This is a genomic window from Mucilaginibacter sp. KACC 22773 (assembly GCF_028736215.1).
GTDB lineage: Bacteria > Bacteroidota > Bacteroidia > Sphingobacteriales > Sphingobacteriaceae > Mucilaginibacter.
Genome location: NZ_CP117883.1, coordinates 6864038 through 6889187, shown reverse-complemented (window position 1 = coordinate 6889187; position 25150 = coordinate 6864038). Strand labels below are relative to the sequence as shown.

At 44.2% G+C, this 25150-nt stretch carries 20 protein-coding genes; 7 read left to right on the top strand and 13 right to left on the bottom strand.

Annotated elements, in window-relative coordinates:
• Positions 1-65 precede the first annotated feature (65 nt).
• Positions 66-1628, top strand: a complete 1563-nt coding sequence (locus tag PQ469_RS28505) for a M20/M25/M40 family metallo-hydrolase (RefSeq protein WP_274210695.1) — start codon at positions 66-68, stop codon at positions 1626-1628.
• A 160-nt stretch (positions 1629-1788) separates the two neighbouring features.
• On the opposite strand, the gene PQ469_RS28500 is transcribed toward PQ469_RS28505, so the two are convergent.
• A complete protein-coding gene (locus tag PQ469_RS28500) occupies positions 1789-2430 on the bottom strand; it encodes a response regulator (RefSeq protein ID WP_090651525.1) in 642 nt (213 codons plus the stop codon).
• Positions 2431-2718: 288 nt separating this feature from the next.
• On the opposite strand from PQ469_RS28500, the gene PQ469_RS28495 reads away from it, so the two are divergent.
• The 3 genes from PQ469_RS28495 to PQ469_RS28485 all read left to right on the top strand — a co-directional run bounded on the left by PQ469_RS28495 (position 2719) and on the right by PQ469_RS28485 (position 6587).
• Complete coding sequence (locus PQ469_RS28495; RefSeq protein ID WP_274210694.1) at positions 2719-3420, top strand: hypothetical protein; 702 nt, start codon at positions 2719-2721, stop codon at positions 3418-3420.
• A gap of 9 nt (positions 3421-3429) precedes the next feature.
• A complete protein-coding gene (locus tag PQ469_RS28490) occupies positions 3430-5217 on the top strand; it encodes a hypothetical protein (protein WP_274210693.1) in 1788 nt (595 codons plus the stop codon).
• Positions 5218-5498: 281 nt separating this feature from the next.
• Entirely contained in the window at positions 5499-6587 is a 1089-nt protein-coding gene (locus tag PQ469_RS28485; protein WP_274210692.1) for a TRADD-N-associated membrane domain-containing protein, read from the top strand.
• Between the two features lie 158 nt (positions 6588-6745).
• Here PQ469_RS28485 and PQ469_RS28480 read toward each other — a convergent pair whose 3' ends face one another.
• The 10 genes from PQ469_RS28480 to PQ469_RS28435 form a co-directional block, all read right to left on the bottom strand.
• Positions 6746-7468, bottom strand: coding sequence for a hypothetical protein (locus PQ469_RS28480; protein WP_274210691.1), 723 nt, complete (start codon positions 7466-7468; stop codon positions 6746-6748).
• 236 nt (positions 7469-7704) lie between these two features.
• Positions 7705-9243, bottom strand: a complete 1539-nt coding sequence (locus tag PQ469_RS28475) for a YifB family Mg chelatase-like AAA ATPase (RefSeq protein WP_274210690.1) — start codon at positions 9241-9243, stop codon at positions 7705-7707.
• 116 nt (positions 9244-9359) lie between these two features.
• Positions 9360-10013 carry a hypothetical protein gene (locus PQ469_RS28470; RefSeq protein ID WP_274210689.1) on the bottom strand — a complete coding sequence of 218 codons (654 nt, stop codon included), beginning with the start codon at positions 10011-10013 and terminating at the stop codon, positions 9360-9362.
• 159 nt (positions 10014-10172) lie between these two features.
• The gene (locus PQ469_RS28465) at positions 10173-10562 is read right to left on the bottom strand and encodes a hypothetical protein (protein ID WP_274210688.1); all 390 of its coding nucleotides are present in this window, start codon (positions 10560-10562) and stop codon (positions 10173-10175) included.
• Between the two features lie 238 nt (positions 10563-10800).
• A complete protein-coding gene (locus tag PQ469_RS28460; protein ID WP_274210687.1) occupies positions 10801-12429 on the bottom strand; it encodes a carboxylesterase/lipase family protein in 1629 nt (542 codons plus the stop codon).
• A gap of 182 nt (positions 12430-12611) precedes the next feature.
• Complete coding sequence (locus PQ469_RS28455; RefSeq protein WP_274210686.1) at positions 12612-14216, bottom strand: M1 family metallopeptidase; 1605 nt, start codon at positions 14214-14216, stop codon at positions 12612-12614.
• 88 nt (positions 14217-14304) lie between these two features.
• Entirely contained in the window at positions 14305-15246 is a 942-nt protein-coding gene (locus tag PQ469_RS28450) for a hypothetical protein (RefSeq protein ID WP_274210685.1), read from the bottom strand.
• A gap of 88 nt (positions 15247-15334) precedes the next feature.
• Positions 15335-16105, bottom strand: coding sequence for a hypothetical protein (locus PQ469_RS28445; RefSeq protein ID WP_274210684.1), 771 nt, complete (start codon positions 16103-16105; stop codon positions 15335-15337).
• Positions 16106-16392: 287 nt separating this feature from the next.
• Positions 16393-17721, bottom strand: coding sequence for a signal recognition particle protein (gene ffh / locus PQ469_RS28440; RefSeq protein ID WP_274210683.1), 1329 nt, complete (start codon positions 17719-17721; stop codon positions 16393-16395).
• A gap of 444 nt (positions 17722-18165) precedes the next feature.
• Entirely contained in the window at positions 18166-19188 is a 1023-nt protein-coding gene (locus tag PQ469_RS28435; RefSeq protein ID WP_255369881.1) for a DUF3078 domain-containing protein, read from the bottom strand.
• 227 nt (positions 19189-19415) lie between these two features.
• Here PQ469_RS28435 and PQ469_RS28430 point away from each other — a divergent pair, with 227 nt between their 5' ends.
• Positions 19416-20366 carry an NAD-dependent epimerase/dehydratase family protein gene (locus PQ469_RS28430; RefSeq protein ID WP_274210682.1) on the top strand — a complete coding sequence of 317 codons (951 nt, stop codon included), beginning with the start codon at positions 19416-19418 and terminating at the stop codon, positions 20364-20366.
• Positions 20367-20566: 200 nt separating this feature from the next.
• Here the strand turns inward: PQ469_RS28430 and PQ469_RS28425 are convergent, their stop codons facing one another.
• A complete protein-coding gene (locus PQ469_RS28425; protein ID WP_274210681.1) occupies positions 20567-20728 on the bottom strand; it encodes a hypothetical protein in 162 nt (53 codons plus the stop codon).
• 99 nt (positions 20729-20827) lie between these two features.
• Here PQ469_RS28425 and PQ469_RS28420 point away from each other — a divergent pair, with 99 nt between their 5' ends.
• Positions 20828-21277: an SRPBCC family protein gene (locus tag PQ469_RS28420; protein WP_090651540.1), complete on the top strand. Its 450-nt coding sequence runs from the start codon at positions 20828-20830 to the stop codon at positions 21275-21277.
• Between the two features lie 392 nt (positions 21278-21669).
• Here PQ469_RS28420 and PQ469_RS28415 read toward each other — a convergent pair whose 3' ends face one another.
• Complete coding sequence (locus PQ469_RS28415; RefSeq protein WP_274210680.1) at positions 21670-24123, bottom strand: TonB-dependent receptor; 2454 nt, start codon at positions 24121-24123, stop codon at positions 21670-21672.
• Positions 24124-24329: 206 nt separating this feature from the next.
• Between PQ469_RS28415 and PQ469_RS28410 the strand changes: the two genes are divergently transcribed.
• On the top strand, positions 24330-25055 hold the full coding sequence (locus PQ469_RS28410; protein WP_090651649.1) for a YebC/PmpR family DNA-binding transcriptional regulator: 726 nt from the start codon (positions 24330-24332) through the stop codon (positions 25053-25055).
• Positions 25056-25150 lie beyond the last annotated feature (95 nt).

The window sequence follows — 25150 nt, the reverse complement described above, 5'->3', positions numbered from 1 at the left end:
ACATAATTTAATCCGGCATTCATATCATCAAAAAAATCTCTACTTTTAACTATCACTCCCACATTATGAAACACTTGAGCTTTAAAACGCTACTGGGCCTTAGCCTGTTTGCCTGCACGGCAGCCTATGCGCAGCAAGAACCCATTGATACAGCGGCCTTCCGTAAAATCAGGAACGCCGAGCTTAACAGTTCCCAAATTCCGCAAATTGCGCATTACCTTACAGATGTTTCGGGCCCAAGGCTCACCAATTCGCCCGGCTACAAGCGGGCCGCCACCTGGGCTGTTGAAACTATGAAAAAATGGGGCTTAACCAATGCTAAAATGGAGCCCTGGGGCGAATTTGGCAAGCAATGGGAGGTGCAGGATTTTAGCATATCAATGCATGCTCCGTATGTGCAATCTGTACGGGCATATCCAGGCCCATGGAGCGCTAATACCAAAGGCTTACAGCAGGGGCAGGTAATACTGCTTACACCTGCAAACGCCATGGATACCGCTTACCTGGCCAGCCATGCAGCCGATTTTAAAGGCAAATTTGTACTGGTAACCGGCGGTGCCGCCAGCAGCGCCGACAGATTTGAACCATCGGCAACGCGATTGGCAGATACCGCCTTGGCCAACCTTAAAGATGCCTACATGATTGACAAACCGACGATAGCGATGTATAAAGGCTACTTTAAAATTTTTGCTAAGGTTGATGAGTTGCTTAAATCATCAGGCGCACTGGCCTATATTACTACCGGCAGCAATAACCATAACGGAACCGTGGTCGTGCAGGGTTATGGCGGTTACAAAACAACCGCGGCCGAAACCGTACCCAAAGTAACCATGTCGGCCGAAGACGGACAAAAAATAAAAAGGCTCATCCTATCCGGCCACAAAGTAGAATTGGCTTTAAATATCAGCGGCAACCTCACAACCGATGATCCCAAAGGCTACAACGTGGTTGCCGAAATTCCTGGCACCGATGCTAAACTGAAACCCCAGCTGGTAATGCTTGGCGGCCATCTTGATTCATGGCAGGCCGCCACGGGTGCCACTGATAACGCCGCCGGCTGTATTGTGATGATGGAGGCCGTGAGATTGCTGGATTCATTGGGACTTAAACCTAAACGAACCATCCGTATAGCCCTTTGGAGCGGTGAAGAACAGGGCTTGTTAGGTTCTTTTAATTATGCAAAAAAACATTTTATGGATGGTACAACATTCGCCCTAAAACCCGAACAAGCAAAAGTATCAGCCTATTTTAACCTTGATAACGGCACCGGCAAAATAAGGGGTATTTATGCCCAAAATAACCAGGCTGTAAAACCCATATTTACCGAATGGTTTAAACCCTTCGCAGACCTGGGCGCTCAAACGGTTACCATGAGTAATACTGGCTCAACAGACCACCTCAGTTTCGATTGGGCGGGCATCCCCGGTTTTCAGTTTGTGCAGGATCCTATTGATTACGAAACCCGCACCCATCACAGCAACCTGGACGATTATGACCACCTGATAATTGACGACCTTAAACAAGCCGCCATTATTGTGGCCTCGTTTGTATACCAAACCGCCACCCGCCCCGATATGCTGCCCCGCAAACCGCTGATTAAAGAAAATTTTGTGTTTGATGGGTTTTAGGGATGAATGAAAACCAGCATTTAAAAAATGCCGGCGGGTTATTTTGCTTCAACAGCAGTTTAAAAGATAACCGTTAACATCCGTGTGCATTCACCATATCCCTAAATTTCTCCAAACCGCTTATAACGCTATCACTTTACCTGCAAGCTTAAAACACCATTTACAAATTATACTGCAATATAAACTTGGTAAGTTCCACCGGGTTTTTCAGATTCAGTTTTTGCATGATGTTTTTGCGGTGTGTTTCAACAGTATAAATGCTTAAGTGCAGGTGATTGGCCATTTGCTGGTTGGTATAGTCCTGCTTAATAAATTGCAGCAATTCGGTTTCTCTTTTCGTAAGCTGAAATTGCTTTAAAAAAGGGTCGGCGTCATCAAATGTGGAGTTAACAACCGGCGGTTTGTACGGAAAGCATTGCTGCCCCTGGGCTACTTGCCGCATTACCCTCAATAGTTCCTCTTTTTCGGCATTTTTAAACAGGTAACCATCGGCGCCGGTGGCCTTTGCTTTTTCAATAAGGTGTTGTTCGTTATAGGTTGATAGCATTACCACCTTTATTTTGGGATAGTAAGACTTTATCCGTTTAAGCACCTCGAAGCCATTAATGCCCGGCATGTTAATATCAAGCAATACCAGCGTGGGCGTATGGGTATGCAGCAGCCCCAACACCTCTTTGCCATTTGCCGCTGTATTCATGATCTCAATATCCGGCTCATTTTGCAATAACATGCTAAGCCCGTTTATAAATAATGTATGATCATCTGCTATGATCACTGATAGTTTTTCAGTTGTCATTTCCATCGTACTAATTACTTGTAAACCTATGTTTTATTACCGCCGCAAAAAATACAAACAGCTTTGTATTGCACGCCTTGCCGCCACCCCATAAAATTGTATAGTTAAAAACAACTAATAAATGCACCGGAAAGCAGCACTGTTGTAGCCTTAATAAACGGTACAAGATACACAAACAACTAATACATTAAACCCCAAAGCCATGGAATATATCCTTGTAACAATAGCAATAATGCTGATATGCATCACGGCGCTTACCCGGCAAAATAAAAACACCTATTAAACCCAATACCAATGAAAACCTTTATCTCCACTCTTTTAACCATGTTTTTTTACATTGTTGCCTATGCACAGCAAAGTAACACCAAAACGGAAACCGGCAGCGGCAATACCGCGCAGTTTGTTTCGCCTATATCCTTACAGGTACTTGTTGGCAGCCAGGGCATAGGCGCCGATGTGAAATATGGTTTTTTGCCAAAATTATCCGGCCGGCTTGGCTTTGGCATCATCCCGATAAATGCAAACAGGGGCTTCCAGTTTTTCGGTTTCCCGGTACAGGGGCAGTTTTCAACCAGTTTCTCTAATGTTCATTTGCTGGCCGATTATTCGCCTTTTAATACCAATAGCTTTAGGCTGGTAGGCGGTGCCTCATATATTACAGAAGGTAAGGCAACTGCCGTTATTACACCATCTGGTGGTTATAACATCGGGAGCCAATCGCTCACCAAAGATCAGATTGGTGTGCTGCAGGCCGATGTTACGTGGAAAGGTGTTGCGCCTTACCTGGGCATCGCCCTTTTTAAAGGATTTCCGGGCCGGCTTTTAAATGTAAATCTTGATGTTGGTACATATTACCTATCCAGGCCAGGCACTTCGTTTACGGGCACAAAGCTACTATCAGATAACGATGCCAATAATATACAATTCAATAAAAATATGCAGGGATATCGTTGGATGCCTGTTGTTCAGCTCAATTTTAATTTACGAATCAGATAAAATATCATCATGAAAAACACCTTTAAACTCCACTCACAAATTAACCCGGCAAAACAGGGTAGTGCGCTTATTAATATTTTTTTAATGATTGCGTGCATGGTACTGGTACTAACCCTGAATAGCTGCCGGAAACCCAATGAAGGCATAGCACTCACCATTAACGAAACCACGCTTACCAAAGCGCCTGTGTTATTACGTTTTGCCAACGCTAATGCGAATTCCGCTAATCAGCCCGGCGATTTTGATGTTAAAATAACCGGCAGAGATGCAGCATTGGTACAAATGGACGGTGGATCGACCAGCGATTTTAAGGCCTCGCATGGCTTTTTACCTTTATCGCTTACCGCCAACGCTGCTCCCTCGCCTTCGTCGCCGGTAACATTCAATGTATCGGCCGATATCCCAGGGTATGCGCCCATAGTGCAAACCGTTACCATTACAAAAGATAGTGCAAAAATTGTTGATGTTGGCGTGGTTGAATATGCCAACCCACCCGCAGGTACATCTGTTTTGGCAACTACCACACCCTTATCCAACGGCGTATCTGCCGGGGCTACCCTTAACCTGCCGCAACGGTCGGGCATGGTTGAAACGGCACAGATTAAAATTTTACCCGGTACAGAAATGCTTGATGCAGATGGCTCGGCTATAAATGCATCGGCGTTAACATCCAATATTGTTGATTTCAGCGCCGTTTCTACAACTTCATACGGAGCCTTTCCCGGAGGTTTTAGCCCTACCAATGTGATAGATAAGGCGGGCAACCAAGTTAATGGCGGCAATGCCATCAATTTTGTGTCGGCGGGTTTATTATCCATTAAAATGTCGGCTGCCGGTACACAGGTAAGGCATTTTTCGCAGCCTATACAGGTGAGCATGAAGCTGGATCCTAACACCACAAACTTTATTACCGGCAATAATATTAAAGCCGGCGACACCGTGCCGCTATGGAGCCTTACCGAAGAAACCGGGCAATGGAAAAGCGAAGGTGATGTAACTATAACTAATGATAGCAGCGGCAACCTTATTGCCAATTTTGAAACCTCGCACCTGTGCTGCTTTAACCTTGATTGGAGCTGGGCGGTGGCCGGGCATCCATACGGCACCTGTTTTACGCCGCTAACCGTGCGCATTCACTGCGGGGCGGGCAACAGTGGTATTTATGATGTAACCATTGTTACACCCAACAACCAATACCTGGCCGGCGCCCATGGCGAATTTGTACACGATGGCGATGTAGTAGTATTTCCATATGTGCCCAGCATTGCGCAATGCAAGGTTGTTATCAGCAGCTTTAACTTATACCTTAACCCGCGGCTGCCCATACTTGCACAAACCGGCCTGTTTAACCCATGCAGCCAGGGTTCTGTCGATTTGAGTTTTGGTAGCCCGGCTACGCCTTCGCTCATCAATGTTACCCTTAATATGCAGGGCTATTGCAGCAATAAAAACATCAACCTGCTGCCTTCAGGCTGGTTTTTCCTTTACGATGTTGGTGCAGCGCGGCTCAATCAAAACGCATGGACTTACGCCTACGTAAACCGGGGCGTTATCCAATATGCTTTTGGCGCAGGTATTACAGGCAGCAATGGCAGGTATAGCATTAAATTATTTAACGGCGATCAATATTACATGTACGCTTACAATAGCTACGTATGGTACCAAACATCGGTGTTTACCATGGCGCCGCGAAACTTCACTTTACCGTCTGTAAGCGGTATAAATGGCTCGGCTATTTATGATGCAGGCAGCAATACCCTAAACATCACTGCTAAATTTAGCGTGCGCTGTCGTTAAAAGAAATTGGCCGTTAGGTTAATAAATAGGGGAGAGGCCCCGTCAATAGAAATATTGCGGGGCTTTGTTGTTTTTTAGGATGACAAGGCGATATATCAACAGGCTGGCCGATGATTGGACTTTGATGACTTGCGAACGGTTTTTTATCGCGCTCAAGGGTGGTATAAAATCACTTTTGTTTATTTATGCCCTCTGTTACAATTTGTTATGATTATTGTTGAACAAAAAATGTACCTTTAAACAGCCCATTTCGTTACAAGTATACCTAATCTTCACAGCTCATGGCCCAACCACTTAACGCCCCCTCAATACAACAGTCCACCAAGCCTGTAAGGTCGGTACTTCAATACATGCGGATGGCTTACCGGATACAAATGCTTACGATTATATTGGGTATCATATTTTATCTGCTGGCCTCTTATTTCAGGGTGAACTATATTTTTGAAAAATCGAGGTCAATAGACCTTGTTTTGTCTACAAACAAGGTACTTGCCAGGCATCTTAACAAAAAGCTCACGCCCCAATATATTGATAGCGTACGTACAGATATGACGCATGAAATGGCTCACGGCGGCTACATGGCAATACCGATAGACCGCTTTATGACAACAGATAGCGTTATCCGCATGGATAATGATAAGCAGGTGATTGAAAGTTTAAGCAAACTTTCAGATACGGCAGGCTATAATCCCAATGAATTGACCGATAGGGTGCAAAATACGGTATCAAAATCCTTTTTTAACAAGTATGGCCTCAGCCAGTTTATAACCGGCGGTAATTGGTGGTCGCCATGGGCAACGCCAATTGCGGTATTTTTAGGTGTCGACATTTTTTTGCTGTTGATAACCGGGTACCGGATAAGCCTTGAGCGCGACAAGGCCGAACGCGCCAGGGCCCAGCTAAATGCCAGCAATAACCCAAAGGATATCAGACTGAGCTGGGTATCGGCCCAAACTACCCTTGATACCTACTATCGCCGTAACCTGGAACAAAATACCTGGACTTTTATACTGAGCGTTATTGTAATGGTCATCGGTTTTATACTGATATTTTGGGGCATAGGTAAGGCTATCAGCAGCGATAGCACCGATAAAAACACATCGTTGGTATCCATTTTGTCAACATCGGCAGGCATAATTACCCAGTTAATTGGCGGCACATTTTTAGCCATATACAACTCTACTTTAAAACAGGCGCTTGATTATACCACCAACCTGCAAAAAACAAGTACAGTAGGTACATCCCTGGCCATACTAAACAGTATTGAAATAGACGACGAAGATGTAATGCTTGCCGACCCAACTATCGCCGGCAAGCTTGTCGATGCCAAAATAGGAATAGCCAAGCAACTGATTGAGCAATCGAAGTGAGGTATTAGTATTCTTAATTGTACAAAGTGGTCCGAAGTTTCATTACCTGATAGTGAGGTGATATAAATGTAATAAAAAGTCTCAAATCTTTCGAATTGAGACTTTGCCACAGTGATAGTAAATTTAAATAGCTTGCTGTTAAAAGCAGCGATAATACCTTACAATTTCGAATCGGACTTTTTTACCATCTTAGGTAAATCTTTTTGCAGCGCGTTCATCAGTTCTGTCAATGCACTTTCGCACATTGGCAATATTTTTTCAGCAGTCAAAACAGGTACACCGCCAATAAGCGCGCTCCCACCTTTTGATTTTGCGTCTTCTTTGATAGAAAACACTTTATCTCCTGCTTTATTGAACAGTGCAATATTGGCATGGGCATTAACTTTAACTACACCCATTCCGCCAAAACCAATTTTAACCAGGTCAAAATCAATATAAACTTTCATAACGCCATCGGCCTGGCTAAATATCTTAAGCAAAGCATCTTCGTTGCTATGCCCCATTAAAGGTAGTACCACTTTATAGCCTTCAATAGCTATATTATAATTGTCTTTCAAAACCCCGCCTGTTGCTTCGCCCGCCGGGGTAAATGCTTTATAGTCGGCATTAGTAATCACCTGCGTCTCTGGCAAAAGCTCAAAAGGAAATTCTTTTGAATAGGTGTTAAAAAATTGATCATGAAAATTCACCAAAAGTGGTGACATGTTAAAATTAGGATCGTCAACAAGTTTAGAAACAGCAATGGTAGCAGCTGAGCCAAAATCGGCAACGCCAATTTTCTTCACAGCATAAAAAGTAACCACAGCTACTTTTTTACTTTGCGCATAGCTAAATGTAATGCACAGCATTAAAAGCAAAGACAGAATTGATAGTTTTTTCATTTTGATTAAAAAGTTTGATTGATTGAGTTGAGCGCAGGTCAATAAGGTTCGGTTTTGGCGTCTAATATAAAGAAAACATCCAATATACACGCCAGTTGCTTTCCTGTTTTTTTTAAGGAGAAGCAAAATAATTTCCAAACCGCATATCAGATATAAAGCATTAATGAAGATTAACCCGCGCAGTTTGATATCTACAATATAGACTATTTTACCTTAAGCCTCTGTTTTAACTATAATTACCCAGCCCAGCCCTCTCTATCCAAACTCCTGAAATGAATAGCTTCGGCCAGGTGTTCCAGTTTAATGTCTTCGCTGGCGGAAAGGTCGGCAATGGTGCGGGCCACTTTCAGGATGCGGTCATAGGCGCGGGCGCTCAGGCCAAGCTTTTCCATGGCTTTTTTCAGGAGGGTTTGGCCGGCGGCATCTATTTTGCACAGGTCGCGTACCATTTGGGGGCTCATTTGGGCGTTGGCATGTAAATCGGGGCGGTTGCCAAAACGTTCTATCTGAATTTCGCGGGCTTTGATTACGCGTTCTCGGATGTTTTCACTTTTTTCGGCCAGCCTGTCTGACGATAGCTCGTTGAAATTAACCGGGGTAACCTCCACATGCAGGTCGATTCTGTCCAACAACGGGCCGGATATTTTGCTCAGGTATTTTTGCACCATTCCCGGCGGGCAAATACATTCTTTTTCGGGATGGTTGTAATAGCCGCAGGGGCAGGGGTTCATACTGGCTACCAGCATAAAGCTTGATGGGTAATCAACCGTAAACTTTGCCCTTGATATGGTTACACGACGTTCTTCAAGCGGCTGGCGCATTACTTCCAGGGCGCTGCGTTTAAATTCGGGCAATTCGTCCAGGAACAAAACTCCATTGTGGGCCAGCGAAATTTCGCCGGGGGCGGGATTGCTGCCGCCGCCTACGAGTGCTACGTCGCTGATGGTATGGTGCGGGCTCCTGAAAGGTCTGATAGTTACCAATGCATCGGCAGCGGCAAGCTTACCTGCAACAGAATGGATTTTGGTGGTCTCTAACGCTTCGTATAAGCTTAGTGGTGGTAAAATAGATGGCAGCCTGCGGGCCAGCATGGTTTTGCCGGCTCCCGGCGGGCCTATCAGGATAACGTTATGACCGCCCGCGGCTGCAATTTCCAGGGCGCGTTTGATGTTTTCCTGGCCGCGTACTTCGCTAAAGTCGCTGTCGTAGTTGCACAGGCTGTCGTAAAACTCTTCGCGGGTGTTTACTATTACAGGTTCGAGCTTGATATCGCCATTAAAAAAGCCTACCACTTCTTTAATGCTTTCAACACCATAAACCTCCAGGTCATTTACAATGGCGGCCTCGCGGGCGTTTTGTTTAGGGAGGATGAATCCTTTAAACCCGTCTTTACGGGCCTGTATAGCAATGGGCAACGCACCTTTGATGGGTTGCAGGCTGCCATCAAGCGATAGCTCGCCCATGATGATGTACTTATCCAGTTCTTCGGCATCCAACTGGCCCGAGGCAGCCAACACGGCGGTAGCAATGGTAAGGTCATATGACGAGCCTTCTTTTTTGATATCGGCCGGGGCCATATTTACCACCACCTGCTGGCGCGGCATCCTGAAATTGCAATTTTTTAGTGCCGAATCAATACGGAAATAGCTTTCCTTAATAGCCACATCGGGCAGGCCCACAATAAAATATTTGGTCCCTGCCGCTATATTTACCTCAACTGTAATGGTGATAGCCTGTATCCCATAAACCGCACTGCCAAAAGTTTTAACTAACACGATGATAAAGTTTGTTCAAAGCGTAAGATAAAAATTTTTAAGTATCGCAACATAAAAGGAATATAAAAATGTGCCCTAAAACAAAAACGGCGCCTTATGGGCGCCGCTGTCAAATGTTATAACCGTTGTTTATACGTATCAAAATCGCTTGCAAAATCTTTCAGGATGTTGTACCACGAATGTGCCCAATAGTTACGGAAGCCGAAACCACGGCTGTTCCCGGTTTTGTAAACGGTAAATAAAACCGTTTTATCGTTCATGTTTACAAAGGTTACCCAGGCACCGGCCTCATGTGTTGCTTTACTCATACCTTCAACAAACATCATCATGCCCAGGCCTTTCTGGCCCTGGAAATCATAATTCTTTACCAAATCAACAATGTCTTTTTCTTTAAGGGTACTAAAGTCGCTTGGCTTCTCGGTAAAAAAGTTTTTGGTGATGGCGTTATTTACAGCTTCGGTAACCTTGAATGCAAAGTGTACACTATCTCGGTGCGAAGCACGGGGCACGTTGTATGTTTTTGGCTCGGTTATAAACAGGTTTGCCCATGCCGGGATAAATTTACCTACAAACTCGGAGTTCAATAGTTCGCCCGACGCCTTGTATGCCGCTTCAGAACCAATAAACCTTGCCTGGGAAAAATCCATTCCCAGCCAGGTAACCGGTACTTTAGGGTTAAACACGTCGGCTTTGGTTTGTGCCTGGGCAACGTTTAGTATGGCGCAGGTAAGTAAGGAAATAAAACAGCTGAATTTTGTGATTTTTTTCATGGCTACGGTATACTTTATATTACCCGCCGGTATTGCCGGCAGATAATACAAAATAACACACAATTCATGTAATTAGCATAGCCCTAAAATAACCGGATAGTTAAATTTTGTTATTGTGTACCCAACACGGTCAAAATCAGGCTGATATTTTTTGAAAGATCAAAGGGTATTTACAAACAGGAAAAAGACACAGGAAATCACAGCATAGGCCATCAACATAATTGACCATACTTTTTGATTGTTTTTGCTCAGTTTTTCAAATGCAATATTCCATTTTTTAAACCGGCCGTTGTTTAGTAATATAAAGTAATTAAGCAGCAGTGCGCCCGAGGCGGCCAAAAGCATTACAGTTGCAGTTACCTGGTTAATATTAAACCATTTTTGGTGTAAGCAAAGCTGGGTAAACATCAGCAGGTTGGTTAGCAAAAGGATTAACAGGAAACTTACGCCAAAAAGCGAGTTAAATTTGGGTAGGCCACCTTGTCCGAAATTTCTGGCGTTCCATCTGTAAGCGGTTACATACATGGATTTAATTGCTGCTGTGTTCATGATGTTAATGGTTTAAAGGTTAATAGTTGGTAGTTAAACGAGCCGATGGAATGGATTGTTTGGTTGATAACGCAAACTGCAAAATTATATTATGTAAAAATTTCAAATTTTTGAAGATTGCCATATAAAAGTTTGCGCGAGCGACTAAACGTCAATAAACCGGGATAGCGTTACCTTTCGGGTAAACAAAAACGGCCACCAAAAGGCAGCCGTTTTATATTATTAAACTTGCAGATTTTTATTTTGCCGATGCCATTTGAAGCAGGGCAGCGTCATGATGATATTTTACTTCGGCTTTGTTATCAAATAACATAGCCGCGCCGTTTTGGGCGGTGTAAGCAGGCCAGTTGGGTAAGCCTTTGGCATTTGGGTTACCGGTACGGGCAAAATTTATCCAGGCCTGGCTCATTTTATTGGCTAAGGCGTAGGCATCCTTACCACCGCCGGTCATTTCTTCGCAGCGTTTAATGTTATCAAACTCAAAACAGATATCGATACAATGGATGGATTTAAACATGCCATCGGCCACTGGTGATTGCCAGGTAAACATATACATATAAACCGGCGCCGCGCCGGTTACTGCCGATTTTGCGTTGGCCTGGCGGATAACACCCGGCCTGAAAGTTGCTAAATCGATATCCAGGTAATCGGATGGTTTTACAGTGCCCGGGTAGGCTTTTAAAACCTCGGCCATATAAGCTTCTGTTTTATCAGCATATTTTTTTTGAAGATATCCTTTAACATCGTCCATACTAAAGTTACGGATAGCCGGGTTTATCAGCGAGGCCATAAATTCGGTTTTAGTTGAGCCAACCAGTAAGGGAATGTTTTTTGATAGTTCGGCAGCGGCCGGGTCATTTAACTGGTAGGGTAAAAACACGCCATCGTTAACCGGCTCCCAGCCCAGGCCAAAACCGGCAACGGATTTACCTTCGGTTTTTAATTGCTGGGCAACTTTAGGTAACGCTTTTTTTGCGGCGGCGCTCAGGCGTTCGTATGATATGGTTTGTAACGAATCAGCCTGGTTTGGCTGCAGGTTCAATACTTCCAGCATAGCCGCGCCAATTCTTTTTGATACATCGTTATCCATAAATTTTGACTGGTAACTGCCGCTTTGTACAATAGCTTTATGGAACAAGCCTTTTGCTGATGGCGCCGCCATTAAGGTAGTAACCTTGCCGCCACCACCCGACTGGCCAAAAATAGTTACGTTATCCGGATCGCCGCCAAAGCTGGCTATATTTTGTTTTACCCATTGCAGGGCAGCAACAATATCCATCATACCCACGTTGGCCGATGATTTATATTTATCGCCATAGGCCGACAGGTTTAAAAAGCCCAGCAGGTTTAAACGATGGTTAATGGATACCACCACAACATCGCCTTTTTTGCTCAGGTTTTCGCCATCATAGGATGGCAGTTCAATGGCCGAGCCGGCAGCAAAACCGCCGCCATGCAGCCAAACCATTACGGGGCGTTTCTTTTGATCGTTAATGCCTGGAGTCCAAACGTTGAGTTTCAGACAATCCTCATTCATATAGCCCCAGTTGTGCTGAAAGCCAAACTCAATAGGGTCGTTAACAGTAGTGGTTGGGTCGATAGGACAAACAGCGCCGTATACCAGCGATGCGCGGACACCCTGCCATGGAGCGGGCTTTTCGGGTGCCATAAAACGTTTGGCAGTTGCGTAAGGTATGCCTTTGTAATTAAAGGTACCGTTGTGGACGTACCCGCGTACCTGCCCTGCATCGGTGCTGGTTACGGCTACACTTTCGCCGGCAATAATGGCATCGCTGCTTTGGCTGTAGCCAAATAATGGCAGCAGGCAAATGGCCAGCAAAGCCCAAAATGTTGAGTTTTTATTCATGGTTATCTGGTTTAATATAATTGGTTTATGGATTATCCGGGGGCTGAATAACGTATACCATTACCATGATTTATTGGGCAATAAACCAATAATTATCATTGTGTAGGTATTACACAATGATAATTATAAAAATTTATAAATCAATAGGCTGTTGATTTATTTAGCAAATAGTAACAAGCTTATTACTTCTGTGCAGTAATGCCTTCCAGGCTAAAGGATGCCAGTAAATTTACGTTAGGATCAACCATTATTTTAGCGTCACCAGTAGTCACCGGCACTTTAAGCCCGGTTTCTTTATTTTTAATATTCATGGTGTAGGGCTTGCCGTTAACCGTAAGCTCCAACGGGAACTCGTAAAGCGATGCCTGTTTTTGTGTTACCGATATTTCGACAACAGAACTATTTGCGCGTTGCATCCATGTTATCTTTAAATCGGGGTGACCGGCTGTTCGTAACCATTGTTTAAAAAATAGTTTTAGGTTTTGGCCGCTGGCTTTTTCGATCACTGCGCATAGGTCGGCAGTGTTCGCGTTGCGGCCATTATACATGGTGTAATAATTACTTACGCCTTTCCAAAATATAACATCCCCCAGCTTGCGTCTAAGCATATGCAGTACCCAGCCGCCTTTTTGGTAACTGTTGGCGTTTAGCAATTGCATGTACTTGTTTTTTACAGCGGTATCAACCACCGGGCTAAGCCTTTTCTTTTCAAAATCAATAACGGTTTGCCTATCCTCAATTAGCCGCTTTTTTAAGGTATCGGCCCCATATTTATTTTCCAGGTATAGGTTGGTCATGTAGGTGGCAAAACCTTCACTTAGCCACAGGTGGGCAAAGTTTTTTTCGCTTGCGCCATCACCAAACCATTGGTGGGCTATTTCGTGCGCCATTAACTCCTCGATGCCTTTGCTGGTAACCGACTCTTCAAAGTAAAATATCGCGCTTGCATTTTCCATCCCGCCAAATATCGTTTTCGATTGTACGTTGGCCAGTTTCTCGTAACTGTAAGGGCCAACTTTTTTGATGAAAAATGGCAGTATATCTTTGGCAATAGCATAGTTTTTAAAACCGGCCTCCTTGTTTTCGGGAAACACATAGGAATAAACCGGGATACCGCTTACATCGCCGGGATGGTCAATGGCAAATTCGGCAACGCCAATAACCATTACTTTGGTAGGTAGCACCACGTTTTCCTGCCAATGGGTAAGTTTTAAGTGATTATCCAGGGCTTTCTCTTCCAGTTGTAAACCGTTGGCCACCACTTGGTAATGATCGGGCGCGGTTACTTCAAAGTCAACGGTAGCTTTATCTGCCGGGTCGTCAACGCAGGGGAGCCAATTATGGGCCCTATTTGGCCAGTTATCGCCAAAAAAAGTACGGTGGCCAAAGTTGTTGGTTGATATGATCAATCCATCGGCAGGTACACCTTCGTAGCTAATTACAAAGTTATGCCTGCTGGGGGCTTTTACCAGTGTGTATATTTTAACAGCATCGCTATCCTGTTCAAATTTAAGAGGTTTACCATTTTCGGTCACCGCAGATACGGTCATCCCTTTGCCTCCTGCATTCTTTTTTGTCAGGTTCAGGCTAAAGGAGGCAGCATCCTTTATAAATTTTATGGCTATGGTGGCCTCGCCTTTTATATTGTTATTGTCGTCATTAAGCTGTAACGCAAAATTGTAGTGCTGCACATCAATTGCCGAGCCGGGAACCTGGGCATGGGCAGATAACGCGAAAAAGGCAAAAGCAGCAGGAAATAGTTTTTTATAGTAGAGGATTGAACGCATACAAAACGGTTTAAATGCGAAGTTTATAAAAAACCATAGCATTTAAACCATGTGTTAATATTTTTACGCGAGAAAAAACGCAATTATATTAAAAAGTTACGCTGGCCCCCGCCGAAAATAAAAAGTAAAGCCCATTTTTTGATGTATTACTCACATAATCAACCTGGTTAAATGGTTTTATGAGGTATGGTGTAAAAACTATCTGCACTTTGTTTATAACATAGGTAACCGGTATCGACCCGCTAAAGGCAAGCAACTGATATTTCCTTACTTCCTTTTGATTTTCCTGGGTTACGGTTTGGGTGATGATAGTTTGTTTAGGCTGATTTGGGAACAATATGTTAATAGGCGTTTGTTTCTGCGGGGTCTCTACCGATCGGGTTACCTGCGACTCGGTGTAGTAGGTTTGGTAAAACGATTGTGTACCGGCATATAGCGATGCGGTTGGCGTAAGCTTAAGGCCATTTAATTTCGTGGCACCGGTTTTAACTGCAAATATCTCCTTAGATAGTTCGGCAGTATTGATGATATCGTTTTTGTTGTTTTTGTCAAAGCGGTAACTACCGCCAATGCTCAGTTTTACAATATTATCGGGGTTGGCGTACAATGAACCATCAATGGTGGCATTAAAAGACGAGAGGATGATAGGGCTGCTGCCGGTGATAAAAAACTTGGTGGCCGATATGGTGCCGCCGTAATACTTTTTACTATCAAACCCAAAAACATATCCGGGAGTTATACTTAATCCTTCGGCGCCCGATTTTGATCCGTTAAGATCAAAGTAACCGATGGCACTCAGGAAAAATCCATGTTTGCTTACCAGTGTAAGCGTTGGCAGTAATAATGGCACGCTGCTATCGTCGCGACGTCCGGCGTACGTTAAGTTGGAAATATATTGAAGTCCGGCATTTACAAACAACTCCTTTAACTGCGGCTTTTTTGATGCCGTATCGGTAACGGTTCGCTGTGCAAATGAGACTGTACCGCTGCCCATAATAATAAGCAGCACGATAAGTTTATATTTTTTCATAAAGGATTTGATGTGCTTAGCGTATGTTTTAAATCAACAAAAGGGCCGTTAACGGCCCTTTTGCTAATGATATTATTATAATTTGATGTTATTGTTTAGCAGCGCTTACTTTAGTTGAGCTGCTGCCCGAAGCGCTAACAGTAGCGCTTTTTTTACCTGCTTTTACCGTGGTTGCAGATGAGCCACTGTGTGATAAGCTTGCTTTGGTACTTTTTGTAGTTGTAGCTGCACTACCAGAACTGCTTACGCTTCCTTTGCTGCTAATACTTACGTTTTTCCTGGCAGCTATTGCTTTTTTGCTTGCTGCAGAAGCAGCATTAACCGAGGCATTTTTAGCTGCTGCGGCTTTAGCTGCAACGTTATTTGCTTTAGCGCTAACATCTGCTGAGGCATTGCTTGCGGCATCTTTTGATGCTGTAACTGCGCTACCTGCGGCTGTTGCGGCTTTATCTGCCGATGCTGAACCACTTACACTACCCGAACCTGCAAGGCTTGCGGCAGCGTCGGTTTTGTTAACTGCTGCATCGGCATTTGTTACGGCGGCAGCGTTAGCTGTTCCGCTTACGTTGGCAGCCTGGTTTGCAGTTGACTGCGATTGTGCGGCGGCCGCGTTAGTTGCTGCCTGAGTTTGGGCTGCGGTACGGGCGGCAGCGCTTTGGGCCTGTGCGGCGGCCTGGTTGCTGATATTGGTAGTTGTAGCTGCGGCTTTTTGAGCCACAGTAGCAGCATTCACAGATGGTAATGCAGTTTGGGTAACAATTTTTGTTGCCGTTGCTGCACCTACGTTAACCTGTGCAATACCGGATTTTGCTGCGAATAAAGCTGCTGTAAATAATACTGATTTAACTAAAGTTTTCATTTTATCTATCTATTAAGTTTATGTTGCATGCCGGGTTATTAAACCGGTATCATGACATTACATAGACAAATGATATGCCATTGGAAAAATAAAGCCAGAATAATAGGAAAATTGAACTGTTTTTGTATAGAATAGCAGACAAAAGACAGCAAAAGCTTGCCGAAAAATAAAAAAAAGCAGACAGTTTGCCGGGCATTAAAAGCAATGCCCTAAAGCAAAAAAAGCCCCGGTAAATATCCGGGGCCTAAGTGTATTTTTTAAATATGCGCTATAAAAAGCCGGCAAACTTACATTTTGGGCATCCGGCGCATCATGCCGGCCATGGCGGCGGGGTTGCTCATTTGCTTCATTACCTTTTTCATATCGTCAAACTGTTTCATTAGCCGGTTTACTTCGGTTAAATCAGTTCCGGAACCTTTGGCTATCCGGTTACGGCGGCTTTGGTTAATAGTTTCGGGGTTCGATTTTTCGAATGGTGTCATGGATTGGATGATGGCCTCGATAGCTTTAAAAGCATTATCATCAACTTCAACATCCTTCATCATTTTGCCTACGCCCGGAATCATGCCCATCAGATCCTTCATGTTACCCATTTTTTTGATCTGCTGTATCTGGCTGTAAAAATCGTTAAAATCAAATTTGTTTTTGCGGATCTTCTTTTGCAGCTCGGCAGCTTCCTTCTCGTCAAACTGCTGCTGGGCGCGCTCAACCAGAGAGACAACGTCACCCATGCCCAGGATACGGGATGCCATACGATCGGGGTGGAAAACATCAAGCGCTTCCATTTTTTCGCCGGTACCTATAAACTTAATCGGCTTATTTACAACCGATTTAATAGATAAGGCTGCACCACCGCGGGTATCACCATCAAGCTTGGTTAATACTACCCCGGTAAAATCAAGCCTGTCGTTAAACACTTTAGCGGTGTTTACGGCATCCTGGCCGGTCATAGAGTCAACCACAAATAATATCTCATGTGGTTTTACTGCGCTTTTTACCTGCTCAATTTCCACCATCATGGCTTCGTCAATAGCCAGGCGGCCGGCGGTATCAATAATCACTATATTATGGCCATTTTGTTTGGCCAAAGCAATACCCTCCAGCGCAATGGCAACAGGATCTTTCGATTCGCGGTTTGAATATACCGGTACGCCTATTTGCTGGCCTAATACTTCCAGCTGATCAATAGCCGCTGGGCGGTAAATATCATCGGCAACCAGTAAGGGCTTTTTGTTTTTTTGCGTTTTAAGATAATTGGCCAGCTTGCCTGTAAAAGTTGTTTTACCCGCACCGTTTAAACCTGCAATCAGGATAATGGTTGGCGAGGCCTTTATTTCCAGCTCGGCTGTGGTACCGCCCATAAGCGCGGTAAGCTCATCGTTCATGAGCTTGGTAAGCAACTGGCCTGGCGATATGGCTGTTAATACATTATTACCCAGTGCTTTTTGCCTTACATCGTCAGTGAATGCTTTGGCTGTTTTATAGTTTACGTCGGCGTCAAGAAGGGCCTTGCGGATTTCCTTCATGGTTTCGGCCACGTTTATCTCAGTAATAGTTCCTTGCCCCTTCAGTACCTTAAAGGCCCTGTCGAGTTTATCCGAAAGATTTTCAAACATTGTAATATCCCAGTTTTGAGGTTACAAAGGTATGATTTTGAAAGTTAATTTTAAGACAGATGTATATGCCGTTTTTGGTGCGGCAAAATCGGCCCAAAAACAAAGTCCGGTTTTTTTTTAAATGTTTTGCTACCGGTTTTTTCAAGAGGCCCTTTAACGCTGTTTTTGCAATATTTAATGCAAAAAAACGCGAAAAATCACAAAAATTGCATGATTTGATTCAAATAAGCTGTAAGAAACTTCAAAAAAACACAACTTTTATACAATTGCTTTTTAATGGCATGCTGCCGGAGGAGCGTACGGTTTTTTGAGAAAAAAACGGAAATAAAGTCAAAAAAAGCAAAACAAACCTGCAGCTACCAAATTTTCACCACTCACCACTCACCACTCACCACTCACCACTCACCACTCACCACTCACCACTCACCACTCACCACTCACCAATTAAGGGAACCTATACAACATTCCCAGCGCCAGGCCTTCTGTAGCCTGGGCATCTTTTGAGGTATGCTGATCATATAACAGCGTACCATTAATGGTAACGTTGATTAAACGGTTTACCCGGGCCGATAACACGGCATCAACACGGTGGGTAACATATTTAAGCGACTGGCCATATGGGATAAACAATGCATACCGTGTGTTCAGGTGGATATTTTTCATAATATCCTTATCAAATAGGGCTACCATTTGAAATGCTAAATCGTTTTTTACGGTTTTGTTGGTATCTACGCCGTAGTTATCTGTTTGAAAGCGTCGTACGCTTTTATCTAAAACAAAAGTTTGCCTTGCGGTACCCGTACCTAAACGCAAATCAAAATAAGGGGCTGGCTTATACTCCAAACCCAAAGATTCGGTTAAATACCCCGGCGCCATAAAATTCGAGATCTGCTGAGCATCAAAACGGCCGTTGCCCTGGTCTACATAGTTAAATCCTTTGTCAAACTGCGACTCAAACGTTAGCGCCCCGAAAAGATACCAATGTTTTGATAATTGCGAGGCTACCTTATTATCAAAGTAAATCCTGTCGTTGGTTTTACGTTTGCCCTGGCCTTTATTTTTGGCTACGCCATAAGTAAGGTTAAGCTCGGATACATAGCTGAAAGGCGCGTTGTTATACTCGGTGTGGTATACAAAGTTTGTGCCCAGGGCCACCGAATTTACACCTCCGGCGCTATAGTTGCTGGTAAAAGCCGACTGACTGAAGTTGAGCCCGAACGCTACCGCTTTTTTCCAATGGATAACCTTATAGTCAAGCATGGTAACCGGGATTTGCTCGCGCTGGATCTGGATGGGCCTCACCCGTGTAGGAATTGAGTTTGGGCGCGGGCTCACACGCAACCTGTTAACCACGGCGGTATCAATTTTAACGGTGTCCTTTTTCAGCGAATCGGTTTGCTGGGCAATTGCCGATGTGCTGCAGGCTATCGATGCTAATAAAAGCAGGGCAAGTCTGATTTTTAACATAAAAGCAAAATAAAGCAAAAAAGTTTAAAGAAGTATCAAGTAGTTAGTATCAAGTAGCAAGATTTTGACCCGTGATTTTTTTTGCAGCGGTCTTACCACTTGATACTAACGACTTGATACTGCTATTGCTATTGCAACAATTTTGATACTTACTACTTGCTACTTGATACTAAATCAACGGTTAACTTTTTCAGGCAAATTCCTACATTTGCCAAAACTAAAAGTTGATGACTGAAAAAATTTTAGTGATTGGTGCCAATGGTCAAATTGGTACCGAATTGGTTATGGCATTACGCGGCATTCACGGTGCCGAAAATGTAATCGCCTCCGATATTAACGATCCTACCTACGCCATCCGCAACAACGGCCCCTTCGAAATTGTAAATGTGCTTGATAAGCATAACCTGCACCACATATTTGATAAACATCGCCCAACCCAGGTTTACCTGCTGGCTGCTATCCTATCTGCCGTAGGCGAAAAAAAGCCAAAAATGGCCTGGGATTTAAACATGACCGGCCTTATCCATGTGCTTGATTTTGCTGTAGAGTTTAAAACGGCCAAGGTTTTCTGGCCAAGCTCTATCGCCGTTTTCGGCCCGCACTCGCCGCAGTATAATACGCCGCAGTATTGCGTAATGGACCCCAACACGGTATATGGCTTTAGCAAACTGGCTGGCGAGCGCTGGTGCGAGTATTATTTTGAAAAATATGGTGTTGATGTGCGCAGCATCCGCTATCCCGGCCTTATCGGCTGGAAAGCCTCGCCCGGCGGCGGCACCACCGACTACGCGGTGCACATATTTCACGAGGCGTTAAAGAATGGTAAGTACCAAAGCTTCCTTTCGGCAGATACCGCCCTGCCGATGATGTATATGGAAGATGCCATCAGGGCTACCATTAGTTTGATGGATGCACCGGCAGAGCAAATTAAAATCCGCTCGTCATACAACCTGGCCGGCATCAGCTTTACACCAACGCAACTGGCCGAAGAAATTAAAAAACATATCCCGGCCTTCCAGATTAGCTATACAGATACCGACCCGCGCCAGGCCATTGCCGATAGCTGGCCCAAATCAATTGACGACAGCAGCGCGCAGCAAGACTGGGGCTGGAAACTGGAATATGACCTGCCCAAAATGACCGCCGATATGCTGGAGAATTTGAAACGGGTACTTTAGGAAGGTGAAAGGTAAAAGGTTAAAGGTTTTCCTTTCTTGTACTTCAGGTATCCCTGATGCCTTTAAATTAAGGTTGATTTAAATATCGAACAACGAATGTCCAATATCGAATAAAAAAAATAGATTTGGACATTCGATATTCGTCATCCAATATTTATTTGCTTGTTTTCTTGCGGTCCACTCAACGATCGTCAATGCTTTTAAGTAATTACCCCCCCCCAGCGGGCCAAAGCAATCAGATATTCGCTGGCTTTACTTTTTTTGACTACCTGTTCGGGCAATCTAACCAAGTGCAGGCCTGTCGCAAATTTGGTTGCAAATTGTCGTTTCCTGCCCTGCTCAATATCTTTTTTTACCTGCATTTTTGTTAAACAAATAACAACAAACGGTGGAGCAGCTACCACTTGCAAAAACGGGCGATCCGAAAAGCCAAACGAGTAGGAATATAAAAAAACGATTTTATGTCAGACAACAAAGTTTCATTGCACAGAGTTATTAAGGCTTCGCCTGAAAAGGTATATCGTGCCTTTACCGAGGCTACGGCGATTGCTTCATGGCTGCCGCCTTACGGTTTTCTTTGTACCGTACACGAAATGGACGTTCGGGTAGGTGGTACTTTTAAAATGTCATTTCATAATTTTACAACAGGTAACGGCCATTCATTTGGTGGCGAATATTTGGATGTGAAACCCAATGAGTTCCTGAAATATACCGACAAATTTGATGACCCCAACATGCCGGGCGTAATGACCACCTCTGTTTGGCTTCAAAAAACAATGGTAGGTACCGAGCTAAAAGTACTGCAGGAAGGAATACCTCCAATGATACCCGCCGAAATGTGTTACCTGGGCTGGCAGGAATCGCTGGAGAAACTCATTAAACTGGTAGAACCTAATATACCGGATGCCTGATTAAGGCAAGTTCGCATCTCTTTTGGTGAATATCAGCTATGGTAAAATGTAATTGCCAGAAAAAGCATTCATTGCCCGATAATCACTTTTGTGGATTGGCGTTTGGATATCCATGCCATTGCTGAAGTTATCTCAATAGGTGCTTGGAAGAAAAAAAGCGCAGGGTGTGTGCGATTCCTTCCCTGGGGAAGGAGGAGGTAGGGGTTAAATCAGGCGTTCAAGTCGCTTTGCAACTCGGCGCTCGTATAAACCCCTCCCTGCCTTTGCGCTCAAACTTAGCCGCACCTCCTGTTGGGAGGAAACTAAAAAGCCGTCCTGGCACCTATGGAATTATCCAACGCCGACACGGGCTTTATTGGCTGTGTCTCCGTATTCAAAAACACCCGCTACAATTAATGCGCCCTGCCTTGTTCGCTTTCGGCGCCGCCGGTATCACGTTTTTGGGGTGTGTTGGTTAATTTACCAAAACTATAGGTAAACGCCAGTGTGGCTACCCGGGTATCTAAAAAGTTATGGAAGGTGGCATTGGCGCCCACAATATTGGTAATGGTGCCGCTTGGCCTGAAGGTGTGGAAAATATCGCGCGCATTTAACTTAATGGAGCCCTTATTGTTCAATATTTTTTTCTGAATGGCGGCGTTAAGCATACCTTTGGGTAGTGTAACAAACTGTCCGTAAGTGCCCCCGCTATCATAAAAGCCGCTTAATTCGGCGCTCCAGGTTTTGGATAAAGTGAACTGGTTGTTGCCGTTGCCCGAAAATGTGTATTGCGACTGATTAAGGTACCCGGTGTAAAACGCCCCCTGGTAAGTGTTTTTATAAACCTCGGCATATAGGTTAACCGACCACCATTTGGCCGGTTGAAAGTTGGTATTGGCAGACAGGTTGATTGTTTTCCGTCGCCCTATATTGCCCTGGGTGCTGATGAACACGTTGTTGCTGTTGTGAATGGTTTCGCCCTGAACATCGGTAGTATAATTATAGGTAAGCGCAACGGTAAACAAACTCCGGTAGCTATACGCCAGTTTATAATTATCAGTAAACTGCGATTTAAGGAAAGGGTTGCCCGAAAAGTAAGTAAATTTATCTACAAAAAAGGTAAAAGGATTTAAGCTTCCGTAGCTGGGCCTTCCAATGCGCCGGCCATACGACATGGCAAGCACATTATGGCCGGCGGTATCCAGGTTGTATGAAAAATAAGCCGTCGGGAACAGGTTGGTATAGTGCTTAACAAATGATGAGTCGGCTTTTTGGGCATTCCCCAGCTGATGGCCGGAACCATTGGTGTTCTCGGCCCGTAAACCGGTTTGTAATGAAAACCGGCCGAGGGTTTTGTTAAAATTAACGTATGCAGCATTGATGTTTTCTTTATATAAAAACCGGTTGGTGTTGTTGTAATCAATGGTGCTTACATTATCAATCACATTAAAATAATTGGCCGCATTATCTGTACTCACATAGCTGCTTTTAACCCCGGTCTCCAGCTTTGCCTTGCCCTTAAGCGGACGGGTGTAATCGGCCTTTGCAGAATAGATATTAATGGTGGATGGCAAATTATCAGTCAGCGTTTGCGAATTTGTTAAAGTACCATCGGGTAAAAAAGTGTTGTTTACAAACATCTGGTTACTGCCGGCTGCATTGTGAATATAATCCAGGTCGAATGTAAGGGTCCTGCCTGTACTATCGTACTTATGGGTATAATTCAGGTTTATACCCTTGCTGTCAAACTTATTGGTGGATGTATTCAGGGTATTTATGGTTGAATCCAGGCCGCCGCTTTTACCATATAATAAGCTGTATACCGGGCTGCTGTCATGATCGCGTGATATTTCGCCGGTAAATACCACACCCCAGGTAGTTTTTGACGATGAGTAGTAATCCATCCCGGCTTTAATATTGGTGTTATTACCGGATGGCCTGAAATAGGATATATCCTTTAAGGACGAGGTTCTATCTCCATTGGCATCAAAATAATCGCGGTCAATTTCCAGCCGCCTGAAGGTTTTTTGCTTGTTATAGGCAAGGTTGGCAAAAATATTAATTTTATCAACGCGGTAATTCATGTTGATGCTTTCGTCTGTACGCCCATAAAAACCGAGTGCATAATTGGCCGAAACCACCGCATTAAACCCCCTGGTGGTGTTCTTTTTAGTTTTTATATTAATTACGCCTGCATTTCCTGCGGCATCATATTTGGCCGGCGGGTTATCCATCAGCTCTATCTGATCTAATGACGATGACGGTAACGAGCGCAGGTAAGTTGCCAGGTTTGCGGCCGAAAGATAGGTTGGTTTATCATCAATCATCACCATTACACCGCTTTTTCCCTTAAAGGTGATATTGCCATCGGCATCTACCTGTACACCGGGTGTTTTAGCCAACACTTCCAAAGCGTTGGCGCCGGTGTTTGATATCAGCGCCCCAACATTAACTACCGTGCGGTCAATTTTTTGTTGTACATATGATTTTTGGGCAGTTATGGCCACCTCATTTAACTTTTTGCCTGCGAGCGATAAAATAAACGGGGGTAAATTAACCGGTTTTTGCCGGCTTACAATCACCGGGTCGCTTAGGTAAGTTTTATAGCCAATATAAGTAGCCTTAATAAGGTATGTATTATCCTTTATGTTTTTAAATGCGAAGCCACCATCCGGGTTAACAAGCTGGGTACTTACCACGCTTGAATCTTTTGCGGCAAGTAAAATAACGGTTGCGCCATCAAGTGGTTTCTTAGTATCATCTAAAACCGCCCCTGAAATTTTACCGGTGTTGGTTTGCGCCTGGGTAAAGTTAAAAAGTAACAGCATGAATAAGGGCAACAGAAATACGTGTATCAGTTTCATCATGATTATAAGACATGTGCTGCGCCATTATCGTTACATGATTTTATACTTTATTTAGATGGGTGGCGAGTATCTCCGCTGCCCCGATACCAGGTAAAAGGTTAAAGGATAAAGGTTTTAATCGTATTTTTGCATACGTATTAAAACAGTATTATATTCGCTGCCCGTCCATGGTCTATAGGCTATGGACCATCGACAAAACAAAAGTTATGGGAAGAGCATTTGAATTCCGCAAAGAAAGAAAGTTTAAGCGCTGGGCCAAAATGGCGGTGCAGTTTACCCGTTTAGGGAAAGAAATTGTAATGGCCGTAAAAGCAGGCGGTGGCGATGTAAACACCAACTCGCGCTTACGTACCGCGGTACAAAACGCCAAGGCCGTAAATATGCCTAAAGACCGCGTGGAAGCCGCCATAAAACGTGCCAGCAGCCGCGACGAAAAAGATTACGAAGAGCTTGTATATGAAGGCTATGCGCCTTATGGCGTTGCCGTTTTGGTTGAAACGGCTACCGATAATACCAACCGCACCGTTGCCAACGTGCGCAGTTATTTCACCAAATATGGCGGCTCGCTGGGAAAAACCGGCTCGTTAGATTTTATTTTTACCCGCAAATCGGTATTCACTTTTGAGCCTGGCGACCGCGACCTGGAAGAATTAGAGTTTGAACTGATTGATGCCGGCCTGGAAGACCTGTTTGTTGAAGCAGATGAAGAAGGAAAAGATATCGGCGTAATCCATACCGCGTTTGAAGATTTTGGAAAAATGCAAAAAGCGCTGGAAGAAGCCGGAGTTGAAGTAAAATCGGCCAAACTGGAGCGTGTACCGCAATCATTCCATGAAGTAACCGAAGAACAGGTGGTTGATATCATGAAACTGATTGACCGTTTGGAAGAGGACGACGACGTACAGGCGGTGTACCATAACATGGCGGAGTAAACTTTGATTTGAAAATTTGAGGATTTGAAAATTTGAAGATGGTTTGATAGGGTAGTAATTTGAAGACGGCCTGATAAAGGCGGAAATTATTTTTA

What these genes read in the sequence shown, in the direction of transcription:
- PQ469_RS28505 (WP_274210695.1), top strand. Translation starts at nt 66, where the DNA reads ATGAAACACTTGAGCTTTAAAACGCTACTGGGCCTTAGCCTGTTTGCC.
- PQ469_RS28500 (WP_090651525.1), bottom strand. Translation starts at nt 2,430, where the DNA reads ATGGAAATGACAACTGAAAAACTATCAGTGATCATAGCAGATGATCAT.
- PQ469_RS28495 (WP_274210694.1), top strand. Translation starts at nt 2,719, where the DNA reads ATGAAAACCTTTATCTCCACTCTTTTAACCATGTTTTTTTACATTGTT.
- PQ469_RS28490 (WP_274210693.1), top strand. Translation starts at nt 3,430, where the DNA reads ATGAAAAACACCTTTAAACTCCACTCACAAATTAACCCGGCAAAACAG.
- PQ469_RS28485 (WP_274210692.1), top strand. Translation starts at nt 5,499, where the DNA reads ATGGCCCAACCACTTAACGCCCCCTCAATACAACAGTCCACCAAGCCT.
- PQ469_RS28480 (WP_274210691.1), bottom strand. Translation starts at nt 7,468, where the DNA reads ATGAAAAAACTATCAATTCTGTCTTTGCTTTTAATGCTGTGCATTACA.
- PQ469_RS28470 (WP_274210689.1), bottom strand. Translation starts at nt 10,013, where the DNA reads ATGAAAAAAATCACAAAATTCAGCTGTTTTATTTCCTTACTTACCTGC.
- PQ469_RS28465 (WP_274210688.1), bottom strand. Translation starts at nt 10,562, where the DNA reads ATGAACACAGCAGCAATTAAATCCATGTATGTAACCGCTTACAGATGG.
- PQ469_RS28460 (WP_274210687.1), bottom strand. Translation starts at nt 12,429, where the DNA reads ATGAATAAAAACTCAACATTTTGGGCTTTGCTGGCCATTTGCCTGCTG.
- PQ469_RS28455 (WP_274210686.1), bottom strand. Translation starts at nt 14,216, where the DNA reads ATGCGTTCAATCCTCTACTATAAAAAACTATTTCCTGCTGCTTTTGCC.
- PQ469_RS28450 (WP_274210685.1), bottom strand. Translation starts at nt 15,246, where the DNA reads ATGAAAAAATATAAACTTATCGTGCTGCTTATTATTATGGGCAGCGGT.
- PQ469_RS28445 (WP_274210684.1), bottom strand. Translation starts at nt 16,105, where the DNA reads ATGAAAACTTTAGTTAAATCAGTATTATTTACAGCAGCTTTATTCGCA.
- ffh (WP_274210683.1), bottom strand. Translation starts at nt 17,721, where the DNA reads ATGTTTGAAAATCTTTCGGATAAACTCGACAGGGCCTTTAAGGTACTG.
- PQ469_RS28435 (WP_255369881.1), bottom strand. Translation starts at nt 19,188, where the DNA reads ATGTTAAAAATCAGACTTGCCCTGCTTTTATTAGCATCGATAGCCTGC.
- PQ469_RS28430 (WP_274210682.1), top strand. Translation starts at nt 19,416, where the DNA reads ATGACTGAAAAAATTTTAGTGATTGGTGCCAATGGTCAAATTGGTACC.
- PQ469_RS28425 (WP_274210681.1), bottom strand. Translation starts at nt 20,728, where the DNA reads ATGCAGGTAAAAAAAGATATTGAGCAGGGCAGGAAACGACAATTTGCA.
- PQ469_RS28420 (WP_090651540.1), top strand. Translation starts at nt 20,828, where the DNA reads ATGTCAGACAACAAAGTTTCATTGCACAGAGTTATTAAGGCTTCGCCT.
- PQ469_RS28415 (WP_274210680.1), bottom strand. Translation starts at nt 24,123, where the DNA reads ATGATGAAACTGATACACGTATTTCTGTTGCCCTTATTCATGCTGTTA.
- PQ469_RS28410 (WP_090651649.1), top strand. Translation starts at nt 24,330, where the DNA reads ATGGGAAGAGCATTTGAATTCCGCAAAGAAAGAAAGTTTAAGCGCTGG.